Below are 22,981 nucleotides of genomic sequence, written 5' to 3' on the forward strand. Positions count from 1 at the left end.
TCCCCTCGTCCCTCACTTATCCCTCGGTTTCCCGCAGGATGCCAGTTCCCACGTTGTAGCTTCGCCATGGGGACAGTCCCTCTGTCACCCCTTCGGTTGCCGGTTTTACCGGCAAGACAGCTGGACAGTCCCCTTGGCTTCGCTAGTCTCACGTCCCTCTATGAATTTGTTTTTTATTCTTTTATTGCTCTACAATGATTACGTAGGCGTCGTCGCCGGTGGAGACGTTTTTGCTCTTTACTACGTAGGCTTGTGCGTTTCTTCTCAGTCGGTGAAGTTCTTCTTTGCCTACTGGGGTATCGTTTAGGAGGATGACTGCTTTATCTGTATTTATGGTTTCTCCTCTTGGTACTGTCTCCCAACGATTATTTAAACTGTTCCAGTGTCTTACATTGTTTAGGGTGATGGTTTCATTGTCCATATCCACCTCTGAAATACTGCCAATAGCGCTGTGTTCTATGTGGAGTCTTCCTCCCTCATGGATAGATACTGGTGTCAGATTCAGTGCTAGCACTTCTTCGTAGACTTCTCCATCCACGTGGGTTTCTTTTACTACAAAATAAGCGCCTTTGTTTAGATAGAATCTATCCGTGATACGTCGACGCAGTTCATCGTCTTCGATATCCTCTGGATCTATGAATCGAGTATCGATAAAGTAGCTTGCTTCTATCTCCAGCTCCAGCTGGCTGTCATAGATATAGGTATCCTCTGTTAGGGTCACTCTTCTGCTTCCAGACATCTCTACCCATCTGTTATCTTCAAGTCTTAGGTAGTCCAGTCGATAAGCAAGTCTTCCGAGGGTGATACCATATTGATGGATATCCTGGATGGTTCCTCTGTAGATGGCTAGTCTGGTGCCATCGATGCGATCATCCAGCATGCTGGTGCCTTCTATGGAAATCACTGAAGCATTTCTCGTGCCTCTTAATAAATCTGCTGCTATGTTTACTGTTTGTCTCAGATCTAGGTTTAGCATGTCTACTAATCGGTTGTCCTTTATAACGATGGTTCCTGGATGGAAGTTAAAACCGACATTGTCTACAATCATCCTGCTTGTACCAAACTGTATATCTGTGATGGTGCTGTCGTAGGCTACGGTAGAGCCCTGCTTCATCAGCAGCTTTGCCACTCTAGGCACTCCATAGCTGTTTTCCAGTGCTATATAGACCTCTTGATCTCTTCTGCTGGTTAAATCTCTAAGGGTGATTTTTTCTCCTCCTTCATAGAGAAGATCTCCCTCTGCCCTCAGCTTCACCTGATCCTGTGGATGTCTCACCCATCTTCCCTGCTGATAGGTAGAGACATTTCTCAAAATAATCTCTCGGTTTCTTTGGTCCACCTGTTCTATCTGTCCTCGATAAACTCCATCGATATGACGTTCGTGGTCCTCTACCCGGATGGTGGCGATGTCTGGGCTATAGATATCATTGAAGAAAAGCATGACTCTGTCGCCGACCTTTACTTCAAACAGCTGAGAGGGTCTTTCATTCCTCAATATTCGAGTTCCGGTGTTGATTCTATATCTTTCTCTGTTGCCAGCGCTTCTTATTTCTACTGTGTCGCTATCGATAAATAGGACATCTCCCACCTTTACTCGGGTGCCGGGAGGAATGTAACCATGTCTATCGGGGTCCTCCTCTAGGTAGCCCTGCAGGCTGGAGGCTCTATTGTTATGGACAGATGCTTTGATCTCCATGCCATATAGTAGTCCATCTAGGGGTACACTCCTACCATTCACTTGAATCTTTGCAGAGGAAGGCACCTCTAGGATATGTCTTCTATTTTGAAAGTCTGTCATCACCAGCTGGCGGTTTTCTATATCCGTGGTTTCAACAAATCCCTCTATCTCTCTGATGGGGACATCGTCTACGGCAGCGTAGATGACTTCATTACCTTCATTTATATAGTAGCGTATCCAGTCTCCTCTACTGAGGGCGTTGGACAAGCTTAGGTTTCCATTTTTTCGTACAGGAAAATCTTTATTTGATGCTTCTACTACAATCAGATTATTGCTATTATCATCATTCTTTATGGTAAGAACCCTTTTTGTCACACCCTGGTGTTGAATGTTTTCTGTTGTTACAATTTCTCCTTCTTTTTTGGTAAGTCCTCTCTCCTCCAGCAGCTCCTCCTGCACTTTGGTCATCATCTGTGCCATCTGTCCTCTGGTTAAGGTTTGTCGTGGTGCAAAGGTTGTGTTGGAGGTGCCGGACATAATACCATTCTGTATAATAGCCTCGATCAGTGGGATTTTTTCTGTATCCATTTGGTTCATATCGGTAAATCGTTGGACATTTACCATGTTGGCGCCATATATTCCTTCTAGGTCTAGCGCTCTTGCTATCCATGCTGCCATCTGTTGCCGGCTGATGGGTCGGTTCCATGTGGCGTTGGTTTCCAGTTGGTTTCTAATCTGGTTTTGAAGATTTGTTATTTCTGCTGGAGTAAGCTCTCCATCTTCAAAGGCTTCCATCCGTTCTGACACCTGCTGCTGCAGGTTGTCCATTTGGACTGGTGTCAGGTTCAGGATTTGGTTCATTTCCTGGGGCGTGACGATGTTGTTTTGTAGTGCCACCTGTAGATAGCCCTGTCCCCAGTTGTCGGCTGCACTTAGTACCACGATATCTCTTACCGTTGGCGGGGTTTGCATTTCTCCTAATCGTCGGGCTTCCTCCTCCTGTCCCAAGGCCTTTACCAGGATTGTCAATGCCTGTAGATGGGTAAGGGGTTGATTGGGCTGAAATCTTTGGTTGCCCGTACCGCTCATGAGGGATAGTGCAGCTGTTTCCTGAATAGCTGCTCTGGCCCAATGACCATCGATGTCTGTAAATCTTATGGTTTGGTATAGGGCTCCCCCATCCTGTAAACCCTCGTAGGCTGGGTAAGGACTCAGGGTATCTATGGCAAATACTTGATGGGGAAAGAGCTGTAGCAGCAGGAGTAGGGTTAGTATGAGGATGTAGGTTTTTTTTGAGGGTTTCATGGGATCGCTCCTTTTTTAAATTAAAAATGAAGAATGTAAAATGGAAAATTAAATATTAAAAAATTAAAAGCAAAATCAAAAGCTTTTAGATCCTTCGCTGAGGCTCAGGATGACATTTGTCCGTCTGTGTTTGCAGGACACTGGGGACAGGCACACAGTCCCTCCAAAAAACGTCAGGACAGGATGCCAGTCCCCGATGTCCCTTGTTGTCCCTTGCGGCAGGTTTCGCTACGCCATGGGGACAGTCCCTCCGACACATTGGGAAACATGTGTCAGCTGGACAGTCCCCATGGCTTCGTTGTCCCCACAATATTTTTTTATCTATTTGTTAGTAGGATGAACTTTGCTGGTTCTTGGAAGCTGGTGTTGTTGCCATCTCTTTGTTTTGTGAACTCATGTCTTGATGGATCATACTTTCCTATAAACAGGCTGTTGCTGTTGGTATTTGGGTATGCCCTGCTGTCGTAGTTGATGAGGACGTTGCCACTCTGCAGCATTTGTCGGATGGCTGTTCTGTTTCTACCAACCTGTAGATTGAAATCTATGCTGTAAATGGCAGAGGCTCTCCTTTGATTTCTTGGTATAGCACTGTAAAGTCCTTCTGCTGTTTGTCCTGTTACCTTTTCAAAGGTGATTTCTACATGAGCATCCTCTCTGTTTTGGCTTCCTCCTTGGATGACTTCTCTTGTATATAGGTTTCTGGCATTAAAGGAGAAGTTTGCATTACCATCAGTAATCATAATGTTTCTATTTAGATCCGCCAGCATAGCTACTGGGATGGCCACTACAAATTTATCATGATTGTTGTATTGGCTTAGAGAGAAATCTATGATATACGGTGCTCCACCGCTGGTTATTTGTTCGGTGCCGATGGTTTTGATTAGGGTGCCATCTATGATTTCTTCTTTGCCTTCTTTTCTTAGCTTTTCTTCTGCTTTGTCCAGCTCTTCTTGTTTGTCCTTCAGTTTGTCATCTTCACTTGGGCTCAGAGTTCTGACGGTGACCTCTGCAAACTCTAATGCACTTCCATATCGGTTCAATGCCCTTACCATGAAGTCATATCTAGTGTTTGGCTCTAGACCTCTGACTAAAAACTCTGCTCCTTCGGTATCTCCTATAAAGCTATAGTTTCTGTCAGTAGATTTCTTTCCATAAATCTCGTATTTGTCTGCGGCATTCAGCACCTCTGGCGCTGAGTCTGACCATATCAGCTGCACAGTAGATTCAAATCCTGGGATGGCTTCTAGTACCAATGGTTTTGTTGGTATTGGGATCTGATGGTTAAAGTCTCTATAGGGCTCAGATACACCACCATCCGGATTTAAGATAATAATATGACTGTTTTTCAGATCAAAGGCCTCTGGAAATCTCACCTTTAGGGTTTCTTCATTTTCTACAGTAACGGAGGCGGCTTCTATGCCTCCTACAACAGCAACATTTCTGTTATTGCCCTCATCGTCTACTCCTCTGATACCTGTACCTCTCACTTCCATCCCTGCTGCAATATCTTCCTCTCTAATAACTTCTCCCCCTAGGATTACCTTTGCCCCTGACTGGAACATTTGTCCGCTAACAGTAACCTCTGTTTGGGTATCATTACTAAAGAGCTTGGCTGGATTTACTGAGATAATCCTCGGTTGACTGATGTAAGTAAATGCATCTCTTCCTATAGCTCGACCATAATCGTAGTTGACAACTTCTACTGTCTGGGTACCCACTCTGCCTGAGGGAACTATTACCTCTATGGTGTTGTAGTCAACATAGGTGACATCTATTTGCGGTATTGGCATGCCACCGATGAACACAGCTACATCCCTTGGCGCTCCTAGGGAATCTTCGTCTTTAAACTCATTCCCTTTGATGGTAACTCTTGTTCCACCGGAGGTAGGTCCTTTTTCTGGGTTCAAAAGGCTGATGATAGGGCTGCTGCCCTCGACTATATATTGGAAATAGTAGGGTCGTCTGTTGCTGCCCTCTGGCACAACATGGCCATAACCCTGACCACCATCTTCATTAATTACAAGAAATTGTAGGTAAGGCCCTACAGCACCTGTAGCTGCTGCTGGTACTTCTACGATTAATTCATCATCATTTAATCCTCTGCTTCTTATAATGGCTTGGGTATCTCCTATATAAACCCTTACTCCTGCTCTAAAATTTCTTCCCTCGATGATTAGGATTGAACCGCCAGCTGGTGGTCCTGTTGCTAAGCTTATATCCCTTAGTATTCCTTCTATATTAACCGCTTCTACGTCTACAGTAGGAATGATCCTATTGATTACTGGAGGTCTATAGGGACTTGTATAGGTGAAATTCGATGTAGCCTTTGCTCCATCAGAGTTGTATACTGTTAATACCTTACCGCCTATAGATTGACCAGGAGGAGTCTTTATGGTAATCCTTTTGTCTTCCTCCACTCTTTGAATAACTCCCAGTCTCCTGGTGACAATTAGATTACTGTCTTTTACTTCTATTTTGATATTTTCATCCGCCAAATGACTAATGCTATCATCATCAAAGTCTTTTGCAATATCTTTCCAAGAAATCCGTACGATTTCAAAGCCTTCTTCCTCAAGAAGATTAAAGCCAGAAACCCTCTCATTTACTCCTTCTACATAGCCCTTTAGTTCATTATCTGCTGTCATCTGTTTATAGTACATTTTGATATTATCTTCTTGTGCATATGCATTGTAGTGGACAATGATATCTCCTACCGTTACAGTGGTTTGTCCTGAGAGAACATCTCTCCTGCCCTCTTCTTCACCAAAGGTTACATAGAGTCCTCTCTCTACAAAATCTCTACCTATAATAGTAATCTCATCTCCGCCATAGACAGTTCCTTGGTTAGGAAGAACTTGGGTAATGGCCGGTACTTTTGTACGATATTCAAACCCGTTCCTTAAGGTAGCGATGGCACCATCATAGTTAATAACCGTTACATCTACTCTACCAGGGGGATTCGGTGGTGTGTTTTCTACAATGATTAAATCTGTTGTTTCTATGGGTGCATAGGTTTCCTTTGGCGGCAGGTTAAAGGTTACATCCTGAGGATCTACCTTGATACCGCCAAAGTAGACCGCTGGCTTTTGCATCCCGCCTTCGTATACTGCTCCTGTTACAGATCTAAAGTTTTCTCCTGAAATAAGAATTCGATCTCCTCCAGCAGTATTTCCTGTATTAGGACTTATATTGGTGATTTTGGCATCATAGCCAGGGTTAACATAGTTGTATCCATCATATTTGGTAACAGAGCTACCGTTAGAGTTCTGTACTGTTACCGGCACTGTTGCTCTGTTTTTCTCCTTCAGCTGGCCTCCATAGGGAGGTACATATACCCATAAGGCGGTACCATTATTTCTTCTGCGATAAACCTGTGCCTCTTGGGTACCAAAGTAAACTCTTACATTCTCTAGGAAATAGTCCCCACTGATCTCAACGATATTACCCCCTCGATAATCTCCAAGGTTAGGAGAAATCTCTTCTATCTCAGGGTTCCTTGCTACATTGATGATTCTAAAACCATTTTGTACAGTATAGCTTCCTAGATCAGGGTTCACCACTCTCAACTGCAGCATTCGATTGGTTGGATAATTTTTCTGACCTTCAGGATCTGGTACAATAAGATAGATGGTTTCATGGTCTACTACTGCCACATGGCTGCCGTAGGTTTCCAAGGGCTCTCCATCGGGTCCCAGTATTAAAGGTGCGTCTGCAGCTTCATCGTATGGATTTTTAAAATCTCTTAATGTTAGGGTTTGATAGTCTGTCAAGCTCTCATAATTTATGTCTCTACCATCGATGTATACTCTTGTTCCTATCTTATAATCATCGTTTTGTCCCTCAGAGTCTGGGGGATAAAAGTTGTTTCCTTTAATAATTACTAGACTTCCCTTCCCTCCAAAATTTGGAATAATGCTTTCGATATACGGCTGACTAAAGGTTCTAATATACTCGAAATCATGGGAAGCAAATCCACCATCAGGATTGATTACCTGCAGTTTTGTTTTTCCTGGTCTTCCATCGGGAGCATTGAAGGTAATGATCCCTCTTGCTACGTCAATTTGCGGGTTGGGTATTACTTCTCCGTCGATGGTAACCATGGTTTCATTTTGAAAATATCTTCCTCTTACTGTAACAGCTGCATTGCTGCCAACTGCTACTCGATCCGGTTCAACAGAATTAATTTGTGGTATCAATACACTGCTATCAGGGAAGATGTATTGGAAGTGATTTGTCCATGTATTTCTACCCCCTAAACCTCCTGTAGGGTTAGGATTGTATACGGTTACTGTTGCATTCCATATTCCTTCAAAATTCTCAAGCATTTTGGCTGGGATAGTAAACTTGATCTGGGTACCAATCTTTCTAGCCTCACCATCTACAATATTTCCATTATTGTCTAGTACTACAAAGTCAAAGGCTCCTACAGACTCTCCTAGGTTTGTACCATCACCATACTCACTAAGGTATGCCCCTTCCTTCTTTATTACTTTATATCCTAAAACATCACTTCCAATGATTATGGTAGGATAGAATTTGTTTTGACCTATACTCTCTACTCGGAAATTTGTTCCAGTAATGGTGGCAGAGATTTCTTGATCATGAGGTCCTTTATCAGGGGTGATGTTTTGAATTTGTGGAGCATTTTGATCTGGTTTATAAGTGTATGGTACAGGGGAATCTCCTGGATATGGAGCTTCTTCCACGATATTGTACAAAGGGTTAGCACTTTGTCCTCCATCAAAAAGTACGGTTTCTGTTCGAACATAGATGGGTTGTGGTCCTATATCATGAACCTGTTGGGTTGTTGCCCTAAAGTTTTCAAAATATGGATTTCCACTATTAAAGAACTCCGCCTTGATATCCTGACTGTTGGTTATCCTAGTTATATTAACTGGTAAACCTATATCTATATTTATTTTTCTCTCTATGAATTGATTATTGGCTAACTCATATCGGATAAAGATGGCTCTTGCATCCTCACCAAAAGCCTCTAATGATGGTTGAAAATCATTGTATTTTCCTATCTCTATTTTGTATTCATGTTCTTTACCTTCTTCTTCTGACTTTTTAAACTGCAGTTGATACTCATCTGGGATGTTTTTAACTTCAACAGCATTTCTTAATCTAAGCAGCTCAATAATATTGTTTGTGTTAGTAAAGCCTTCCTCTGGATTTACATCCACTACCTGCAGTCTAGTCTCGGATACAGGAAAATACTTAAACCTTTTATCATGTGAGTAGGTATCTCCTCCTTCAAGGGTAATCTCGATTGGAAGATTGTCTAAAGGTACAGTTCCTAAATTTGGTACGATTACCTCTATTCCAATTTTTTCTCCGTCAGCATATTCAAAAATCCCGTTTTTATTAAATGGGCTGACATTTCTTGGAGCCTCCATACCACCAATAAATACCTTTAACGCTGCATCGTTAAAGAAATGGTGATTGTCTGCCATTATCCGCATAATGGCCCCTCTAGTTCCTTGTAGTGGCGTAATGGTTACATTATCTCCTAAGTCAAGCGGTCTCACAATGTTGATGGCTTCTCTTACAGTATAGTATAAAGCCACATTAGGACCCGTATCTCTTTTAAAGATAAGATTCTGATTTGCCCCATGGGGCGCATTTCCTATCTCTACACTTACTCTATTTCTGTTATTTGAATCTATCAAAGAATATGGGGTGACGTTAGCAAAATCTCCTTGAGAAACAGACAGTTCATAATCGTTAGGTCTAAAGTTAGACCCTTCTAGAGTGAAGGTTCCCTCTTCCTCTTGAATGACAGTAATAGGCCAGTTGTGGTGACTAAGTCCATTGATGGTATCTACACGCATTATTTGGCTTTCTAAAGGAATATGGAATATGGTATCTCCTTCGGGATAAAGTCCCTCCTGTGTTCTGATTCTAAATTGCACTTCTAAAGTATCACTTGTTCCTTGAAGTCCAAAGATATCCTTAGGCGTTTGTCCAACACTTTCTGGCCTATAATGGATCTCATTGCTTCTAATAACATTAAAAGGTGCCAATGCCTTACGAGCATGCAGCTGATCTCCAATTTTTTCATATACAACAATCTCCTGTACTCGAGAAAGGTCCATGCCATTAAACACAACAACAGACTGTGTTACTTTATTTCCTTGGGCATTTACCTCTACAATTTCTTTAAAGTCTACCCTGATGACTTGCGGGATCACAGGTATAGGCTCTTGGCCATAAGCGTATAACTCTCCTAGTCCTGCCGCTAACACATTAAACATCATAAGAAACACTAAAACAATTGCTATTCTTCTTCGCATTTTGTCGTCCCCCCCGTCTCTCTACCTTTATATTCTTATATCGGCAAAATTCTCCATTATATTTACATAATACTTCATAGTATATTTTACCATTATTCTATGTATTAGCTATAGTTTCCTGCCTTTCCATAAAAATGTAATATAAATGAAAAATTTGCCGTATACAGCGCTACGCCATATAATTGCAACATAAATGAAAAATATGTAGATGCCATGTTGTGGTAAAAGTCTATAGTTTTTCCATAAATTCTCCGATATAATAGTATTAAGACAAAAGAAAAGGGAGTGCTGTCGAAATGAGGAAAAGGATATGTCTTTTGTTATGTTTTCTATTGTTCTTGTCTATGACGACTACTGCTTTTGGTCAGGGCTATAGGAGAAATATCACAGGAGAGTTTAGTGATATACAGGTTTCTGTCAATAATACTCCTTTAGGATTGTTTCGGGAACCTTTGGTCTATGATGATGAGGTTTATGTGCCTATCAAAAACCTGTCTCAATTGCTTTACTTGGATACCCAATATGATGAAGCTAAGAATACCGTAAAAATCAACACTGGAGGTATTTTAGAGGATGCTTCCACTAGATCCTTTGCAGCAAATCTTCTTCAGCGGGATTATGAAATCAATGTTTTGTCTAGGCAGCTTCAGCAAAAAGATAAAGCTGTTGAGGATAGAATAGGCTTACCTTATCGCGTGATCAATTCTGATGAGGAGATGGAGGCTTACTTAAAGGATTATTTTGGAGAGCTTCATGGCATCTCTATGAACATTAGTTTTCGCAACTATCGAGATAGTCGTTATCGTTTATATATCACCTTCCCCAGCAGAGACAGAGAAGATTTTGAGGGCCTCTCCAGAAGAATCATTGAGGAATGGATGGAGGATATTCTCTTTGTGGTGAGGGAGCTTTTTGACGATAGAGCTAGGATCGATGGTCATATGAGGGATAGTTCTTCCTCCTATCGAACCTATATCTCCTTTGAAACGGATGGAGACCGCCTGCGCTTTAGCTCCAGTTATTATTATGCTGATGATGACCGACGACGTATCAGTATCAATGCCAGTAAGCTGGTGGAGCGTTTGGAAAAAAATCTATCCTCCTATAATGGTGTAGACTTTGAATATAAAGTAAATACCAATCGTTATGATATTGATTTACTTGTTTATTTTGATGATAAGGATTTTTATGATTGGAGCAGCTCTACCCGGCGAAATTTCTTGAATCGTTTGGAAAGAGAAGTCTGGGGCTTTGATGGCCGTTTGGATGCCTATGGCAAGATTATTGACAGCGACAAGGATGAAGAGGTTCTTCGCTTTCACTTTATGAATAGAAGGGTAGATTTTTATGATTATGAGGTTAGAGAAACCTCCACAGCCAGCAGCACCAGAGAAATAAAGCTGGTGGAGCAAAACCCTGTGGTTCGTAGAAATCTAAATGCATGGTTTAACAATATACAGCTGGAGATCGATGGCATACCCTTTAGGATGCTAAAGGAGCCTTTTATGCTGGAGGATGAGATTTATATGCCTATGACGGATCTAGGAGATGCACTTTATTGGGTGTATGAGTATCTTCCTAAGGAAAATGTATTGAAGATCATGGACAACAATTTCCACAGCAGAAATTCTAGGCTCGTAGGCAATAGACTGCTGCAGGGAAGGGAGCAGGAGAGAGAGCAGCTGCTGACACAAATAGAGATTATGCAAAAACAGCTGGAAAGAGAGCTTGATTCTTCTCTACCCTATAGAAGCATCCTTTCTGTTTCTAGAATGGAATCTTATTTGCGAGATTATTTCGAGATTTTTGAAGGGATTGAAACCTATATTCGCCTTACTCGCTCCAGTGGTGATAATTATCGTTTAAGGATTACCTATCCAATCGAGGATTATGCTGTATTTGACGGTATTAGAAGCTCTACAATTGAACGATGGGTTGATGGTATGCTGGATGCTATTCGAGAATTATATGATCCTAATGCACGGATTAGCGGCAGTATTCGACCAGAGCCTCTTGGCAATCATGATTTTACTTTAATCACCTTTGAGATGGAGAGAGACCGTTTAACCTTTGATTTTGAAGAGCATGGCAATCAAACCACCACCACGCAACGGGTAGATGCTAGAAGGCTGGAGAGGGAGCTGGAGCGCTATTTGAGAAGATATAGAGGTGTAAACTTCCGCTATGAGGTGGTAGTCAATCGTAGGGATGTGGATCTAAATATCACTTGTACCAATGATAGCTTTTATAGATGGGACCTATATGATAAGCTAGAGTTTATCAAGGAGATCAAGGAAGAAATATATGATTTATATGATGGCATCACCGTCAATGGCAGGGTGGTTGATACCTACCTTAATGATCAGGTTTTCCGTTTCAGTATAGAAAAAGGCAGTATCCGCTCCTATGATCTACTGGTTGATATGGAAAAACATCTCAATAGACACCATAAAGAATTCACCGCTGGGGGCAATACCTTTAGTTTCACCTATAGGATTTGGGAGAAGGATGCCAATACCTTTGATGTAAAGCTGGAGGGAGATTTCTTCCAACAGGAAAGTGAGTGGAGAAATATCAGTGATGCTGATGGCTATCCACCAGAGTTTGAAGTCTTTGTTGAGGATGCTTTAAAGGTTGTTGCTGACTTCTGGCAGGTGGATGTTGTTGGGGAAGCGGTGGATAAAGCTTATTCTTCTATTTTGGTGAAAACCGTTGATTATTAGATAATTTCGTTTCTTCCTCATATAAAGCCATGGAGGTAAATATTTCCTCCATGGCTTATTTTGTCTGTTTTTGTCTATTTTTTGGTAAGATATGCTATAATAAATTGATCAACTATCACAACAGTAGCGGAGGGGGAATCATAATGCAGTTCAAGAGAATATGGATATTCAGTCTTATGCTTTTATTATTATTTGTATCCACCATGAGTGTCGTCAGTGCTGGTACCTACAATACCTTTATTCGAAATGGAAGGATCGTGGAGGATGCATCCTTCACATCAGAGGATAATATTCAGGAAATTAGAGCCCATGATGCAATACATAATTGGTATTATAACCATTCTGGCGGCTATGCCTTAAAGGTTTGGAACAATATGAACCTTGATATAAAGTTGGCAGAGGTAAGAACTAGGTTTTTTAGTGATGATAAGGAAATAGAGATTTATTATGACAATTTTGCTGGTACCGTTCATTCTGCTAGGGCTTATATCAACTACAGCAACAGGTTTCTATTAAATACCCTTGACCATACTAAGCAGCATCAATCCTATATCAAGGCAAGAGGAATGGATGCGCATATCCTGCAGTGGAGTAGACCTCCTTTGGAAAAGGTGAAGGATGACAAGCCTTATTATGCTTCAGCGGAAATTATCAAAAACAACCATGAGGTTTATACCATCATCATAAAGTCAGCAACCCCCTTTGAAAATCAACAGGAGTATATGGAGATCTTTAGAAGCTTTCAGTTGATTGAACAAAAGGGATCTTTACATAACAATGTGGTTTTTAATAGTACCCCAAGAAACATCAATGAAGAAACCCAAAGAATATATCAGCATTATTTTGCGCCGGATGCTTCTTTAACATGGGGAATTTTTGAGCCTGTAGCTCCTTCTTCCTTTTCTGGTTTACATGCACTAGAAAAAAGAATGGATTATGACTTTGATGTTATCGTTCGTTACCATCATTTCTCTGATGGAGATTTTCCGATGGAGGCCATGAGCAATGCTTATGAAAACAACAGGCTTGTGTTGTTTACTCTGCAAACCATGTATACTAGAGGAGATAATACCGGTATTACCTATAAAATATTAAGGGGAGATTATGAGGACTATTTCCAACGCTTAGCTCAGGACATAAAGGCCTATGGGCATCCTATCCTCTTCCGACTGAACAATGAAATGAATGGAGATTGGTGTCCTTATTCTGGTTATTTTTCCTCCAAGGATTCCACCCTCTATAATGAGGTTTGGAAATATGTTTATGGTATTTTTGAAGAAAATAAAGTGGACAATGTCCTATGGGTTTGGAACCCCCACGACCTTTCTTATCCTGGGTTTATGGTAAATCACTACCTCACCTATTATCCCGGTGATAGATATGTAGATATCATTGGTTTGACAGGATACAATACAGGAACCTATTATCCTGGGGAGGTTTGGAGAGGCTTTAGAGAGATCTATGATGATCTTTACCAGGAGTATGCTGCCCTATTCCAACAGCCATTGATGATCACAGAGTTTGGTGCCAGCTCTATCGGAGGAGATAAAATCGCATGGATAGAGGAAATGTTCCAGTACATGAGGAACTATGAGAGAATCAAGATAGCCATTTGGTGGAGCGGTACTGATTGGGATAGTGATAGAAACCCTGCCCGTATCTATCGACTGGACGAAAGTGATGCTATGCTGGATGCCTTTAGGGAAGGTTTTCAGGATTATAAGTAATGAGCCTATGCCCCGCTACGCCACAGGGACAGGGGACGCATCTCCGTCCCCTGTCCCTGTTTTTTGTTAGGTGATGATTTTGGTTACCAGTACTGTCATGTCGTCTACTGCTCGGTTATTGGTGTAGCTTAGGGCTTTTTCTAGGATTTTATCTGCTAGGGCTTGTGGGTTTCTAGTGGTGAGGGTATCTATATAGCTGGGGAGCCACTCCTCTCCTTCTTCTTTGTTGGCCTCTAAAATCCCATCCGACACCATGATGACGAAATCTCCCTCCTCTATTTTTTTCATGCTTTCATTAAACTGGATATCGCTCAATATGCCAATAGGCAGGGTTGAGGAGTGTATCCCTTCTACCATTCCTTTGCTTTTCTTTATATAGCTTGGGGCTGATCCTATTTTTACAAAATCTATGGTTCCTTTACATAAATCCAACAGGGCCATATCTAGACTGGAGAAGATTTCCTCTGATGATTTTAGCATCAGCATGGAATTAATGGTTTTGATGGCTACTTCTCTATCAAATCCGGCTTCCATCATTTTTTCCAGCATGCTGATGGTGGCGCTGGATTGTCGATGGGCTTTTTCTCCCGTCCCCATACCATCACTGATGGCCATCAGATACTGATTTTCCATAATCTCCATAAAGCTATGGGTATCTCCTGATAATTTATTTCCTTCCTTGGTTAGACTTGCCACCTTTGTGACGGCGATATAGCGATTGGCTTCTACTAGGGTAAAGCTACAGCCATCTCCTTCCCTTTTATTGATACAGGCTCCTGGTTTTTTTATAAATTTTATACCTACTGCCTCTGATATGACAGGGGCAAAGCTGTTGCTGCAGCTTTCTCTATGGTAACAAGGATTTTTTTCTACTGTGATTTCTAAATAGCCTCCCTGATGTTTAGTGACGGTAAGATTTTTTGCTGTTAAGCCTGCTTTGTCTAAGGCTACGTATAAATCATTTTCCAGCTCTACATCAAAGGTGGTATTACCGTTTACCTCCTGTGCCAGCTGTCCTATAACCTGTGAAACCCCCTTCAGCTGTTGGCCTACTAGGTTCCTTCCCTCTACAAACCGCTGTTTCCATGTCATGTCTAGGTGGCTTAGCTCATAGAGATGGGTCATTTTTTCAAGGACTTTTTTTGGATGAATACAGCGTCTTTTTAGCTCCTCTGGTAAATCCTCCGGCTTAAGATTTTCTCGAGTCTCTATCAATACCATCACATCTGCCATTGCTTGGTAGGTACAGGTGAAGTTCTTTTCCCAGCAGCTTCTTCTCATACCACAGCTGCTGCAGACATGGTTTGCCATCTCTTGTATCAGATTGGTAAGATCCTCTCTTTCAAAAATCTCGTACTTGTCAGAAATTTTTTCAAAGGTTCCTGCCAGTTGGTGAAATACAGTGGAAAATTCCATCAGCCTTTCAAAGGTTCGTTTTTTCATTCTCTCACTATGGGTCTGATCTGAGTACACAATACTTCTAGGGTTGTTGCAGAACTTTTCCAGCTGCTGTATCCAACTGGAGGGTAGCAACAAGAATAAGCCAAAGGCGAAAAATACTTCTCTAAATTGTATAAACACTTCATAATATCCGCTTATATAAAAGGTCAATATAACATTTCCCATCAAGAATCCAAGGCCGCTGCCGATTTTTCCCATGTCCTTAAAAATACCTGCCAGTAATCCTGAGAATCCAAAGATACCAATGATAACTGGTGGAGTTCCTGGCATAGACATACTGGTGATGAGACCTAGGGTAATTCCTATAGAGGCTCCTATGGCGGTACCTCCATTGTAGGCAAATAGGATGGTTAGCAAAATCGCTAGGCTGTTTCTCAGGGATAGATCAAAGATAAAAACTTCATTGATCCCTGATAATGCCACTGCTGTCAAGATAGCCACACATATGATTTCTTCTGTGGATAGTATTCTCCTATTTTTCTTTTCTACAATAATAGGTAGGGCATAGGAGGAGATGTATAGCGTCACAAAGATGACCAAGGATTCAAAAGCGATCATCATCACATCATAGAGATAAAAGGTGCCAAAGCTGGAGGCCAGCATGGCTACTGTAAAATAAGTAAAGCCCGTGATAAAAGCGGCCTTAAGGGTGCTCATTTTTCTCAGATTCATTACATAATGGAACAATAGAAATACAATCCCTATGGTTATGACATAGGGTAGACTGCCGCCAAGACCTTGAGCCGTGATGATCCCTATAGCGGTTGTTAGTCCTATGGATGCATATTTTCTCTCTTTATAGTTCAGTGCCGCAAAATATCCTATTCCAAAAGGTGTTAGGCCCTGTAAGATTCCTGCTCTTCCTAATAAAAAAGCAACGATACTTAAGATTATCATTTTTTTGTTTAATAATGTTATTACAGATTTTTTTTCTCTGTTGAACTGCATTGGAAATACTGTTGGTTTTTCTGCCATGTTTTATCCCCCCATTGTTTTTCATCTTTAAGGAGATTTTAACAGAAGAATCCTGAAAGATTTGTCAAGAATAGGAGATAGGTCCTAATTACTTTTAGACAAGCAACGGGGGCTTTTTGACAAAAAAAATCAAATATATGGTAGGTAATACATATATCACATACCATATATTGTGTTTTGGGTGAAAGGTGCTTCTTATTTTGCCGAAGGGTTGTACTTCCTGTGGAACGTTTTTTGGAATAAGTATTATTTTTTTTCTATAGAATAGTAGATTGCAGCTTATTATACAATACTCCCTCAAGGTTATCGTATTCGCTGACGGTGATGGTGGTGATGTCTAAAGCCTTCATCACTACATAGAGAATCATCACACCTGCGATAATAATGTCTGCTCTTTTGGGGTGGATGCCCTTTAGTTTTCTTCTTTCTTCTATTGTCAGGCTGATCAGCTGATCTTTTATTGCTTCTATGTCCTTTATAGTAAGACTGTAGTTGTGGACTCTGTCGGTATCATAGGGGTCTAGGGCTTGATGTAGGGCAGCTAGGGTAGTGATGGTACCCCCTGTGCCGATAAGCTGGTGGATTTCTTTGTTTTTCAATCTGTGGAGAGTATTATGTAGGATTTCTTCTACTGCTTTATGCAGCTTGTCTTCTTCTTCCCCTATCCGTTCTGTAATTCTGACGGCCCCCACATTTTCACTAATGACCTCCTGGAGGCCTCCTCTACTGCCTAGGATAAACTCTGTGCTGCCGCCGCCGATGTCGATTACCAGGATTTCTGCAGCAGATTCTATGCCTCCCATAAGGACACCTTTGAAGCCTAGCTCTGCTTCTTCTTCACCAGTGATGACTTCTATCTTTATGCCGGTTTTCTCAAGGGCTGATTTCACAAAGGCTTTGCCATTTTTTGCATCCCTGACAGCACTGGTGGCTATGGCATAGATGGCTTCTGCGCCGTAGGCTTTTGCTTTTTCTGCAAATACCTGAAGGGCAGAAAGGTTTTTTTCTATCCCTTCCTGAGTGATAGCTCCTCCTGCATCTACGGATTGTCCAATCCTTGTGGTGTTGATTTCTTTTTTTCTGTGGAGGATAGAGGCTCCCTCTACCTCTGCTAATAGTAGTCGCATAGAGTTGGTGCCTATATCAATGACGGCGTATTTTTTCATGAATGGTCCTCCTTGCTAAGAACTTTATCGCGATAAAAAAGCCAGGTGGTTTTCCCCTGGCTTATTGCTTTTATATGTTATTTTTACATCTTATTTCTAAAGCCATTACCTCTACGATTGCTAGGCTTACTTTTCGCCTTCAGCACCTGCATCTTTTCTTCGCTTTCCTTCATAAACTTACTAAGTTTGTCGTCTAAAGAAAGCTTTACAGAATCAGAATCTTTTACACTCCAATCTACCTCTGCAGGTTTTACAGATTTTTTAGGCTGTACCGTTGCTTGTCGGATAGACAGACTTATTTTTCCGTCTTTGCCTATAGAAAGTACTTTTACTTTCACCTTCTGCTTATCCTTTAAATAATCATGAATGTTTTTCACATAATCATCGGCAACCTCTGAAATGTGTACTAGTCCTGTCTTTCCATCTCCCAGATCAATAAAGGCACCAAAGTTTGTAATGCCAGATACTGTGCCTTCTAAGATCTTACCTTCCTCTGCCAGCATAAAATTAATATTCCTCCTTGAGCAATTAATTTGCTATATAAATATATATTATTAATTTACCTTCTCCATTATATCAGATTCTATGTAATCCCTCAAGTAGAGGGGACAAATATTTTTTACTCCCCTATATCAATGATCAACATCTCATCTGATCCTATCATCTTTAACTGTTGCCTAGCAATTCTTTCTATGTATTCATCATCGTCACTTTTGTCTAACTGCTGCTGCAGCGCATCGATATCCTCCTGAATTCTTTCTATTTGCTGTAGATAAGCTTCCTCCTGCTGTGATAATTGCTTCATTTCCTGTTGCTGCTGATAGAAGGTGATAACAACATACAGTGCTACAATAGAGAGAATACCCATCCATATTCTTTTTGATGTGTTTGTTCTCTTTTTCTTTTGCATGTGGTTGCCTCCCTTGCATTTTCTTCTGTGGTGATGGATTTAGCAGTCTACTTTTTCTTGAAATAGTTGTTTATATTTTTTTTGCTGCTCTTTATAATTCTACCCGGCAGCTTAAAATACCTTCTTGTTTTATAGTATATAGGCTTTGTCTTACTTTTGCAATAGGAATAGGGCACCTCTATTAGACATAATCCTACAACAAAAGGATATTTTATTAATTGATATAAGTCTAGAAAAAAGCTTCTTAGGATTCTCAATACAAAAAGAATTGCATTGGTTACAATCTCGCTTAAAAAGAAGGTGTAGGTTGCTGCACCTATGACAAAACCTAGAAAGTTATAGAAGCGTAGAGCTCCTTGGTTACTGACAATCAACACATAAAAAGCCACGACAGAGATAATCAGCCAAAAAAGGAAATCCTGTATCAAGGTAGCTATCTTCTTAGGATTGAAAATCTTTCTAAATATTTTATATAAATCATAAATAAAGCCGATCAATATACCTCCATAAATGGTGGCTAACAAAATATAGGCTTCTTGCGATATAGGAATCATTTTTTCACCTGCCTAATTATTTATTTGTTGCTATAGTATGAATTCCCCTGTAATGCAGCAGAAAATAGTATGCTTCTTATTTATTATATTCAACTGCTGTTGATTTGGTGACAATAATTGCTGTAAAACATAACAGGAGGGTTGATAAAAAATCTTATATGCCTTATGTTGGTAAAGGCTGGGCAGCTTCAAGGCGCAATAAAACCCAGTCACCGTATACATAAAAATACGTAGGGTACTGGGTTTTTCAGTAGTTTCTCTCCGCAGCTATTTAAACATTTTGCTGAAGAAGCCTGAGCTTTTTGATGAAAAGCTTTCTCTATCGCTGTAGGTCATGGAATGTATAGTGCCATTGATAGCTACGTTTCCATCCTCAATATTTAGCTTGTTTACGTCTAAATCCTCTCCTTTTATGGTGATTACCCCTGCTATGGTTTCTACTACAACCAATTCGCTATTAAAGTTGTTTACATGCTCTACACCAGATATGGATAGCTTTTCTCTGTTTTCTAATATAACACTATGCCCTCTCAACCGATTATTTCTTCTTTCCTCCAAAATATCACCCGCCTTATAGGTTTGAAAAGCTGAGCTTTTCAAAAATGAAAAATGTAAAATGAAAAGTTAAAGCTACTTACTATATGTTTATTAATTAAACGGGTATATTATAACTTTTTTATATAATATGCTATCAGCCACGGGGACGCAGCCACGGGGACGTTTCATCCGTCAGCCTTAAAAAGCAAACAGCACCACGGAACATATCCCAACGGTGCTGTACTTTTTATATTTTCTATTCTTCATTCTTCATTTTTCATTCTTCATTCTTCATTTTTCATTCTTCTGTTTCCCTCTAATCCCAAAGCTTTACGATTTCTACATCCTTGAAGTAGTGTTTTACAATCTCCTCTGCACTGCTTCCATCCTGTGCCATTTGATAGGCGCCCCATTGACTCATGCCTACACCATGACCATAGCCAGTGCCGGACATGGTTACTTGGTCTCCTTCAATGGAAACATTCTCTAGCATAGTAGATTTCATTCTTGTGCTGTCTAAGGCTAATCTAAAGGCTGGGGCTGATACAGTAGCCTCTCCGATTTGCAGCTGTACTGCTCTGCCTGAAGGACCTGTTTCTGTTATCTCGATGGTATCAAAATCTCCTGTTTCTTGACCTGCTGTTGATTGTACTGCTTCCATGATTTCTTGCTTTGTAAAAGTATCACTCCAGTTGACATCATCCTCTGGTGCCTCTGGTGAGTCCGGCGACTCTACAGGCTGGATATAGGGAGGGTCTTCCCCATCTAGGGCTAATCCTTCAACAGCACCAGCTGTTTGTCCTGCTGCATGGGCGTGAAACCATGCTTTTATATAATCATTGTTGTGAAGTGCCACCTGTCCTCTAGTGGCATTTACTGCCTCTACAATCCTGTCATTTATTTCTTCAGAGTTCCAGGCCTGTGCTTCTTCAATATCTGTAGAAACATGTGCTCCTTCGTATTTAGAGCCTCCTAGGTTGGCTACGAATTCCATCACAAAGGTTCGGGCCAAAATCGCTTGTGCCTGTAGTGCTTCCTCTGGCCAATCGTTTTGCATCTCTCCCGCCAGTACACCCTGTAGATATTCTTCAAAGGCCATTTCTCTGTTTTCACCCTCTTCTACAATATGTACCGTCAGCCTAGGCTCCTGTCCTTCACCTTGGGTGATGCCTTCAGGGATTTCAGGACCATCCTCCACTGTACCCTGTGGTCCCTCTGGTCCCTCTGGACGTCTTGCCGCTCGGCAGCCGGCTAAGGATATGATTAGTAGTACCACCAGAAGCAATATGCCATATTTTTTTAATCTTCTCATAGGAATCCTCCTCGCATACAAGTTTATTCATTCATAAAAAGCTTTTATCAAGCTTATTTACTTGTATTATTTGAAATGAAAAGAATTCCTATGCAAATTTTACTCAATTAAACGGAACATTTCTTTAGCTTCTTCTTTTTTTACATGTTCTGAGATCTGGGTTACCTCCACCTTTAGAGGTCTATCTCCAAAGTGGATTTCCAGCTTATCTCCTATCTCTACTTCTGTTCCTGCTTTTGCTGTACTGCCATTGACAAAGACTCTGCCTTTATCGCAGGCTTCTTTGGCGACGGTCCTTCTTTTTATGATTCTTGCTACTTTTAAGTATTTGTCTAAGCGCATTTATTTCTCCTTTCTGCTTACCTTAAATAAGTTAATAAGTTAGGTGCCTGGCACCGTTTTAGTTTGTGAAAAATAAAAATCAGGGTTTATCCCTGATTTTTATTAGTCGTTAATTTTTTCTTTTAGAGTTTTGCCAGCTTTGAAAACAGGTGCTTTAGAAGCTGGGATGTCGATTACTTGCTCTGGGTTTCTTGGGTTTCTTCCTTGTCTTGGCTTTCTTTCTCTTACATCAAAGGTTCCGAAACCTACTAATTGAACCTTGTCTCCACCCACAAGTGCTTCTTCAACACTCTCCATGAATGCATTTAATGATAATTCTGCATCCTTTTTGGTTAATTGGCTTTTCTCTGCAATTTTTGCAACTAATTCAGCTTTATTCACTTAAAATACCTCCTTCATATTTTTAAGTACGTATAGCATATTCTCTGTAAGTTTTTAAAATCCTTCTTTTTTTAAGAATTTACCAGTATTTTTTACATTTTTTTCTTGGATTCCTCCCAGAAAAGGTCCATTTCTTCTAATGTCATTTCTTTTAAATCCAATTTTGCTTTGGCTGCCTTCTCTTCTATGTATTGAAATCTACGAATAAATTTAGTGCAAGTGGTATTTAAGGCATCCTCTGGATTTACCTTTAAGAACCTTATTAGATTGACTACTGCAAAAAGTAAATCTCCTGCCTCTTCTTTGATTTGCAAAGGGTCTTCTGTTGCCTTGGCCTCAAGGGTCTCTTGAAGCTCCTCTGTTACTTTGTTGACAACATCCTGTAGCTTGTCCCAGTCAAATCCAACATCTGCTGCTTTTTTTTGAATCTTTTCGGCTTTCATTAGTGCTGGTAACTCTTTAGGAATCATCTCCATAGAATTTGCTATACTCTTAATTTGTTTCTCTTGACGCTTTTGTTGTTCCCATGTTACTACTGCCTCATCTGAAGTATCAGCCTTCACCTCTTTGAAAACATGAGGATGTCGAAATACTAATTTTTCGCAAAGCACCTGTACAACATCTTTTATTTCAAATGCGTTTCTTTCCTTTGCTATCTGACAATGAAAAATAACCTGCAGCAGCAAATCTCCCAGTTCTTCTTCTAGCAGCTCATCGTCTTTTTGATCGATGGCCTCTAATACTTCATAGCTTTCTTCGATGAGGTAAGGCTTCAGACTATCGTGGGTTTGCTTGATATCCCAAGGACAGCCTTCTTTACTTCTTAATATTTCCATTATTTCCACTAAATTATTCACATTATAGTATTTTTTTTGATGTATGTCAATGCTTGGAATATAAATACTTGTAAGATAATCCACCCATTCCAATCTGTCCAGCATATACAGCGGCATCCTTTCAACCCTCTCAAGCGTTGGAATTCCAGCGTTTTTTGCCACAATTATCTCCTGCTCATCATGGTAATAGTCCATCAGTCTTAATTTTACCTCAGAGGCAATAAAAGGGTCGTAAACCTGGGTAATAATATTTGCAATGCTGGGGTCAGGTTGTTGTTTGTCTAGCTGTAAGCCGTCTAAAAGTTTAAAGCCATCGATAGGATCGATCTCCAGCGCCATAAACATGGCATCTACAAAGCTCATGGCGGGATATACCTTTTTATCTATTCCCGCTCTCTTACAGCCCTCTATTAGGAGCTGTACTGTGTTTTCTGCCACATAGGGATGTCCTGGAACAGCATACAATACATTTTCTTTTTTTGCCTTCTCTATAAGGGTATCTGCTATATGGTGGTAAACCTCTTGAAAATCTTCTTTTTCTTCATAAATAGCATCAAAGGATTTATAATTGATGCCTTCCTCTTTAAGATAAGCTACCACAGGGTGCTTTTCTGTCCTTAGATATATTTCTTTATGGTCCTTCATAGCGGCTAATGTGGCAAGGGTCAGGTCTTCTTTGGCACCTGGTCCAAGTCCAACGATGGTTAGTTTAGGCAATTTTTTTCACTCCTTTTTTAGGTCTAGTTTTAGCTATTTAGATATTTAAACTGATATAATA

14 protein-coding genes are annotated in these 22,981 nt (G+C 40.6%); 2 read left to right on the forward strand and 12 right to left on the reverse strand.

Annotated features, from left to right (window positions below):
• Positions 1-181: 181 nt before the first annotated feature.
• On the reverse strand, positions 182-2,983 hold the full coding sequence (locus BMX10_RS08420) for an S-layer homology domain-containing protein (protein ID WP_090442338.1): 2,802 nt from the start codon (positions 2,981-2,983) through the stop codon (positions 182-184).
• 317 nt (positions 2,984-3,300) lie between these two features.
• Positions 3,301-9,279, reverse strand: coding sequence for an IPT/TIG domain-containing protein (locus BMX10_RS08425; protein ID WP_090442340.1), 5,979 nt, complete (start codon positions 9,277-9,279; stop codon positions 3,301-3,303).
• A gap of 296 nt (positions 9,280-9,575) precedes the next feature.
• Between BMX10_RS08425 and BMX10_RS08430 the strand changes: the two genes are divergently transcribed.
• On the forward strand, positions 9,576-12,002 hold the full coding sequence (locus BMX10_RS08430) for a hypothetical protein (RefSeq protein WP_090442343.1): 2,427 nt from the start codon (positions 9,576-9,578) through the stop codon (positions 12,000-12,002).
• Between the two features lie 143 nt (positions 12,003-12,145).
• The gene (locus tag BMX10_RS08435; protein ID WP_244272677.1) at positions 12,146-13,729 is read left to right on the forward strand and encodes a glycoside hydrolase family 26 protein; all 1,584 of its coding nucleotides are present in this window, start codon (positions 12,146-12,148) and stop codon (positions 13,727-13,729) included.
• Positions 13,730-13,795: 66 nt separating this feature from the next.
• Here BMX10_RS08435 and spoIIE read toward each other — a convergent pair whose 3' ends face one another.
• The 10 genes from spoIIE to yabN form a co-directional block, all read right to left on the reverse strand.
• Positions 13,796-16,165: a stage II sporulation protein E gene (gene spoIIE / locus BMX10_RS08440; protein WP_090442346.1), complete on the reverse strand. Its 2,370-nt coding sequence runs from the start codon at positions 16,163-16,165 to the stop codon at positions 13,796-13,798.
• 257 nt (positions 16,166-16,422) lie between these two features.
• A complete protein-coding gene (locus BMX10_RS08445; RefSeq protein ID WP_090442349.1) occupies positions 16,423-17,331 on the reverse strand; it encodes a Ppx/GppA phosphatase family protein in 909 nt (302 codons plus the stop codon).
• Positions 17,332-17,414: 83 nt separating this feature from the next.
• Positions 17,415-17,834 carry a S1 RNA-binding domain-containing protein gene (locus tag BMX10_RS08450; RefSeq protein ID WP_090442352.1) on the reverse strand — a complete coding sequence of 140 codons (420 nt, stop codon included), beginning with the start codon at positions 17,832-17,834 and terminating at the stop codon, positions 17,415-17,417.
• A 116-nt stretch (positions 17,835-17,950) separates the two neighbouring features.
• Entirely contained in the window at positions 17,951-18,241 is a 291-nt protein-coding gene (locus BMX10_RS08455; protein WP_090442356.1) for an FtsB family cell division protein, read from the reverse strand.
• A 47-nt stretch (positions 18,242-18,288) separates the two neighbouring features.
• Positions 18,289-18,795, reverse strand: coding sequence for a spore cortex biosynthesis protein YabQ (gene yabQ / locus BMX10_RS08460; RefSeq protein WP_090442359.1), 507 nt, complete (start codon positions 18,793-18,795; stop codon positions 18,289-18,291).
• A gap of 267 nt (positions 18,796-19,062) precedes the next feature.
• A complete protein-coding gene (gene yabP / locus BMX10_RS08465) occupies positions 19,063-19,353 on the reverse strand; it encodes a sporulation protein YabP (RefSeq protein WP_090442361.1) in 291 nt (96 codons plus the stop codon).
• 295 nt (positions 19,354-19,648) lie between these two features.
• Complete coding sequence (locus BMX10_RS08470; protein WP_090442364.1) at positions 19,649-20,644, reverse strand: SpoIID/LytB domain-containing protein; 996 nt, start codon at positions 20,642-20,644, stop codon at positions 19,649-19,651.
• Positions 20,645-20,743: 99 nt separating this feature from the next.
• Positions 20,744-20,986 carry an RNA-binding S4 domain-containing protein gene (locus BMX10_RS08475; RefSeq protein ID WP_090442367.1) on the reverse strand — a complete coding sequence of 81 codons (243 nt, stop codon included), beginning with the start codon at positions 20,984-20,986 and terminating at the stop codon, positions 20,744-20,746.
• Positions 20,987-21,088: 102 nt separating this feature from the next.
• Positions 21,089-21,367 carry an HU family DNA-binding protein gene (locus BMX10_RS08480; RefSeq protein WP_090442370.1) on the reverse strand — a complete coding sequence of 93 codons (279 nt, stop codon included), beginning with the start codon at positions 21,365-21,367 and terminating at the stop codon, positions 21,089-21,091.
• A gap of 92 nt (positions 21,368-21,459) precedes the next feature.
• On the reverse strand, positions 21,460-22,920 hold the full coding sequence (yabN, locus tag BMX10_RS08485; protein WP_090442373.1) for a bifunctional methyltransferase/pyrophosphohydrolase YabN: 1,461 nt from the start codon (positions 22,918-22,920) through the stop codon (positions 21,460-21,462).
• Positions 22,921-22,981: the final 61 nt, after the last annotated feature.

Origin of the sequence: Natronincola peptidivorans (assembly GCF_900111615.1) — a bacterium.
GTDB classification, from domain to species: domain Bacteria; phylum Bacillota; class Clostridia; order Peptostreptococcales; family Natronincolaceae; genus Natronincola_A; species Natronincola_A peptidivorans.